This is a genomic window from Pseudomonas amygdali (assembly GCF_002699855.1).
GTDB classification, from domain to species: domain Bacteria; phylum Pseudomonadota; class Gammaproteobacteria; order Pseudomonadales; family Pseudomonadaceae; genus Aquipseudomonas; species Aquipseudomonas amygdali.
Genome location: NZ_LKBW01000118.1, coordinates 1 through 4,860 on the forward strand (window position 1 = coordinate 1; position 4,860 = coordinate 4,860).

The 4,860-nt window shown below is 58.4% G+C and carries 5 protein-coding genes and 1 pseudogene; all 6 read right to left on the bottom strand.

Annotated elements, in window-relative coordinates; genetic code table 11:
* Positions 1–710 (bottom strand): Y-family DNA polymerase (locus tag AO277_RS10720; RefSeq protein ID WP_442757259.1); only part of this gene is annotated, 710 nt, incomplete at its 3' end.
* Positions 661–2,109 (bottom strand): NAD(P)/FAD-dependent oxidoreductase, encoded by a 1,449-nt coding sequence (locus tag AO277_RS10725; protein ID WP_044320061.1) that lies wholly within the window; start codon positions 2,107–2,109, stop codon positions 661–663. The genes AO277_RS10720 and AO277_RS10725, both read right to left, overlap by 50 nt.
* A gap of 38 nt (positions 2,110–2,147) precedes the next feature.
* Positions 2,148–3,152: an isopenicillin N synthase family dioxygenase gene (locus tag AO277_RS10730; RefSeq protein ID WP_229687597.1), complete on the bottom strand. Its 1,005-nt coding sequence runs from the start codon at positions 3,150–3,152 to the stop codon at positions 2,148–2,150.
* A gap of 166 nt (positions 3,153–3,318) precedes the next feature.
* Positions 3,319–3,598, bottom strand: a pseudogene (locus AO277_RS10735) (helix-turn-helix domain-containing protein); the annotation flags it as partial.
* A gap of 143 nt (positions 3,599–3,741) precedes the next feature.
* The gene (gene def, locus AO277_RS10740; protein ID WP_005735414.1) at positions 3,742–4,251 is read right to left on the bottom strand and encodes a peptide deformylase; all 510 of its coding nucleotides are present in this window, start codon (positions 4,249–4,251) and stop codon (positions 3,742–3,744) included.
* A gap of 280 nt (positions 4,252–4,531) precedes the next feature.
* Positions 4,532–4,860 (bottom strand): transposase (locus AO277_RS10750; protein ID WP_180273437.1); only part of this gene is annotated, 329 nt, incomplete at its 5' end.

Consider the following 4,860-nt stretch of genomic DNA (forward strand, 5'->3'; position numbering starts at 1 on the left):
CCGCCACTGCTTCTCCGAAAGCGAAGTGCACATGGAGGGTACTGACCGGTACTGGTGACGTAGTGGCTTAACTGACTTCCCTGTTCCATTGCTCCCCAGACCCCGCTCCCCTTGATCGGCCCCAGCTCGGTCAGTCGCTTGCCAAACATTCTGCTGCAACAAATCTCCTGCCGTGGCGGCTCGACTTCGTCCAGCTCCAGGCACGCGGTACCCGCCAGCTCGCGTGCGGTTTTCTCGATCACAACGCTAAACGTTTTGCGCAGCATCCAGGGATCCGCCATAGCAAGGTCCTTGGCCGACAGGATCTGCATGCCCTCCAGGTGCGCTTTCATTTTTCGACCGATGCCCCAGACCTCACCAACAGAGGTATTGCGCAGCACCCAATCGCGTTTTACCGGGTCGCAGATGTCCACGACACCACCTGTGTGCGCCTGGAGACGCTTTGCGGTGTAATTGGCCAGCTTGGCCAGTGTCTTGGTCGGTGCAATCCCGACACCCACGGGAATACCTGTGCAGCGATGGACTTTGGCTCGAATCGATCTTCCCAACTCGGTCAGATTGCCTGGCATGCCGGTCAGGTCTGCAAAAGCCTCATCGATGGACGCCACTTGAACCGCAGCATGAGCGCACAGCGACCAGCGATGGCTCTCCACGACTCGATTAAGATGCTGCGGGTGCCGGGAGCAGGTGCGCCCTTTCTCCAATTTCATAGAAGAGCTTGTGAACCGTCTCGCTGAAGGGAGCCCCCTTCAGCCGGGTTTGAATCATCGCGTGCAGCGAGTCGCCGCCTGCATCGTTGCACACGGCCGCTTGAAGCAAACTGCGCAGATAGGCTTCGAGCTCGTGCGCGCGGTTGTAGGGGAGCGGGCCGCGCGGATCCTGGAGGAATGCCACCAGATCGCGCACGCCGACGTCAAGCAGCCGGCCCATGTCCCAGCCGACCTTGTTCTCCTCGCCCAGCACCGAGAACGGATTGCCCTGATATGGCGCGGCACGCAGGCCTAACTCGGCGGCGATCATCGCAGCGACGAGCGGCGCCATGAGTACGCCGTTTCGATACGTGCCGGTGGCAATGTACAAATTTGCGATGCGCGTCTTACCGACGAGCGGCCGCTTGTACGCCGCGATCGGCCGAAAGCCAACACGAATCTGTTCGATGCGGCTCGTGCGAATGTCGGTGTTGATTTGATGGATGGCCTCATCGAACAGGCCGTGCAGCTCACCAGGCTGGACCTTGGCCTCGGCCTCCTCGTCCACACCAGTGAAATTGGTGGCGCCAACGTACAGGAAACCGCTCCCAGGTTGCGGCACGACGTGAATGCCACACGCGAATGTGCGATTCGGCGTGCGTATCGTGTGCGCGACGGCCGGTGCCGCACTGAGGAGGCATGAGACCCCCTTGCCGAAGCTCAGTGCGGGCAGCGCGGCGTCCTTGACGAGCGACGGGTCAAGGCAATCGAGTGAGCGAGACCCGCCCGCGATCACGACGGCGTCGGCCGCAACGGTGCTCCCGTTGGAGAGCGTGATGGTCCAAGACAGGCCTTCTGCTTTCGCCTGCACGACGGACGTATCGAGATGCTGGTAGTTCTCGCGCCGCGCGAGCACCTGCATCATCGCGTCGAGCAACTCGCCGGAATTAATGGCGTGCTCGTTCTTCAGATACAGGCACAGTGCCGGTGCGTGGACTGGGCTCGGCTTGAGTCCGGGCACGTCGCCGGGCTCGATCCATTCTGCGGGTTCGCTGCGCAACGCCGCCTCCTGCTGCATGCGGCGGATACCGTCGCGATCCCGCGCTCCTTGGTTGTTCGCGATGATGACGGTGCCATCGACTTGCGACACCCGCGCGCCCGACAGTTCGCGAAGGCGCGCAAGCCAGGACGGGTAGTAACGCTGTGCGGCGAGGCGGAAATCAAACTCCGCCATCTCTTCGGGGCCGTCATCGGCGGACAACTCCCCGAATGCACCGAGCATCGCCCCCGCAGCTCGTGAAGCCGAGAGCTCATCGCCGGTACGCGGAAACGCGTTGATCACGTTCACGCCGCTTTCGCTCAGTTCCAGCGCGATGGACAAGCCGACCACGCCTCCGCCAATGACCATGATGTTTTTCATTTGCCTTATCCCTGGGATGCCAGTGCGTTGGTTTGAGGTTATTGCTTTCGGTACTCGAACACGCCGTTGAAGCTCTGCAAGAGATGCGCACCCATCGTGGTGGGCGCGTAGCGCGCCGGTGTCGCTGCCGTGACGAACGGCGGCAGCGGTTCGACCACGCAATCGTAGTCGGGATCGAAGAAGAAGTTGAGCGAGTGGCGCGTCTTGCCGGACACGTTCAGCACGCGATGCGGAGTGGCGCGCCATTGGTCGTTCGTCCACATGCCCGTCACGTTGCCAAGCAGGCACGTGAACGTGCCCGGGATGCGCGGCGCAGGGATCCAACGCCCCGACGGGTCGCAGACCTCGAGCCCTTCCTCGTCGATCTGCCAGATCACCGTGACGATCCCGTAGTCTGTGTGCGCACCACAGCCGATCGCACAGCCCGTTTCGCCCGGCGGCTGTTGCGGATAGCGCGCGGCACGCAGTTGCGCCAGTGGTTTCAGGGTTCGCTCGGCGAAATAGGTGTTCGGCAGCCCAAGCCCGAGTGCGAATAACTCACTGATGTTCTCGCACATCGCCAGCCACTCCCGGTACAGCCACGACAGCGTCGGCCGCAACAGCGGCTGCGCGGCGGGCCAGGCGTTGGGGCCATGGAAGAATTTTCCTGCACGGACATCCGGGTCGTCAGGCTCCAGTTCGAGAGCCATGTCGAACGCCTCCTTGATGTCCTTGATCGCGCTGCCATAAGCGGTCTCTCCGCCCGCAGGCACGTAGCCTCGGTGGAAAGGCGACTTGGCGATGTCGATCGCCATCTTGTCAGCGAGCGGCAGATCGAAGAACTCGCGCACGCCAGCCGCCGCAGCGGTCAGCAAGTCTGCGGGAAGTCCGTGATCCTCGACATAGAAATAGCCGCTTTCTCGACAGACCTGGCCGAGCGCTTGTGCCAGCGCCCGTTTTCGCGATTCATCGCGCTGGCGAACCGCAGCCAGGCTGATGATCGGTGTGCACCGATCATCAGCCAGGTACCTCACATATGGACCATGATCCGAAGCACTGCTCACGATATCTCCCTATCGATCAACCAAAAAAGGGCTTTGCAAAAGACCAACGGCGCGGCCGACACATCTACTCGGGGAGCCCGCCTCTATTCTCGCCTTTTTATGACAAAAGTCCCAATGAGTGGCGCTGACGAAAAATGAGTTCCGTGAAAGACAGGGTAATTGGCCATGATGAACCGCCGTCGTAGCCCTCGGCTTTGATCTGCTCGAAGAGAGCCTTTGCGGTTCTGCGGTTGTGTTTTGCCCGAAGCGAATCGGCTTTGAGAGCCTGCTCTAGTTCCGTGGAAAGGGCTGAGCTTGTTGAAAGCGGCTTGCCGCTGGTACACCGGCTGTTTGGTTTCGGGGGCTCTGAGCCACTTTCGGATGGTGTTCCTGGACAGCCCGGTACGCTTGGCTATTTGGTGAAGCGACAGCTTGTCGCGGAAATACATCCGCCGAATTTTTCCCATCATTTCCATGCTGATCACCTGGTGTTCTCCTGCTCGGAAAGTGAGCAGGAGAACACCAGGGTCAGTTTTCGGTCAGCGACAACACGCGGGTGTCCTGGATGAGCAACGAATCTGGAAAATCTCTACACATGAAGGCCGATTGGTTATTTGCTCGCTATAGGCTCTCGTTGATATAGAGATACCTCACTGGCGATATCTATATAAAGAATACCGTTCAGATGATCGACTTCATGCTGGATAATCCGTGCATGAAACCCTTCTGCCTTGCCTCGGACGTTAAGACCATCCATGTCTTGAGCCGTATATTCGATCGTCGCATACCGAGGTACAATGCCTATTTTACCCGGAACGCTAAAACACCCTTCACGTCCTTCTGTTCGACCAACTCCGGAAGTAATAACCGGATTTATCAGTACCGTGGGGGGGACCGGAGATTCGCCGGGTGCTCGCTCCTCATTCCCAGAAAATTCAATGACAATAATGCGTGCATCCACCCCGATTTGTGGAGCTGCCAGACCCACGCCGTTTCCATCACGCATGGTTTCAAACATGTCATCTACTAAAGTACGTAATTCACCATTCGAAAATTTATCAACCTGAGCAGACACTTTACGTAATAAAGGAGCATCGGGCGGAAGAAATGCTCTTATCATCAATGTATTTCCTTAAATAATTGACTACTCCTGCCTATGGAGTTGGCATGTAGTGAACCCTATCTTACTCAGTGAGTATCTAGATGCGCAAGAGGGTTCATGCATAGGAATTTCAAAATGCCTATGCATCAAGCTGACGCTATGGAAGGAGGCGTCATGCCTTCATAGCGATGGGTAGGAAGACGCTGATGCCTTACTTATGCAGTGAAAACCCCTATAAATCCGCATTAACACAGTTTATTTTACCGCTGAGCCTAGGTGCGGACGCACCTTCCCCCTGTCAGGGCTTCACGTACCTCATCTGCGCGATCGCCTGAGCGTTGAGGACCAGTCCCTGCACCGTCAGCCCGCTGATCGCTGCCGTGTATACCATCCGCGCGCCACACAGCACGCAGCGGAACGGATCGACGTTTAGAAAGGCTTTGGCCATCTGCACAAAATACAGCTTCGGTGTTGGTCCTGGCGTCGCCATCTTCAGTGCTTCATAGACCTTTGGCAGGTACTGCCCGCAGACCCGATTGGCCAGAAAACCAAAATACCGGATCATCCGGAAATGCTTTTCCGGGATGTGCTGCACCACCCGGCGCAGCATGTCGGCCTGGCTCAGCG

What these genes read in the sequence shown, in the direction of transcription:
- AO277_RS10725 (WP_044320061.1), bottom strand. Translation starts at nt 2,109, where the DNA reads ATGAAAAACATCATGGTCATTGGCGGAGGCGTGGTCGGCTTGTCCATC.
- def (WP_005735414.1), bottom strand. Translation starts at nt 4,251, where the DNA reads ATGATAAGAGCATTTCTTCCGCCCGATGCTCCTTTATTACGTAAAGTG.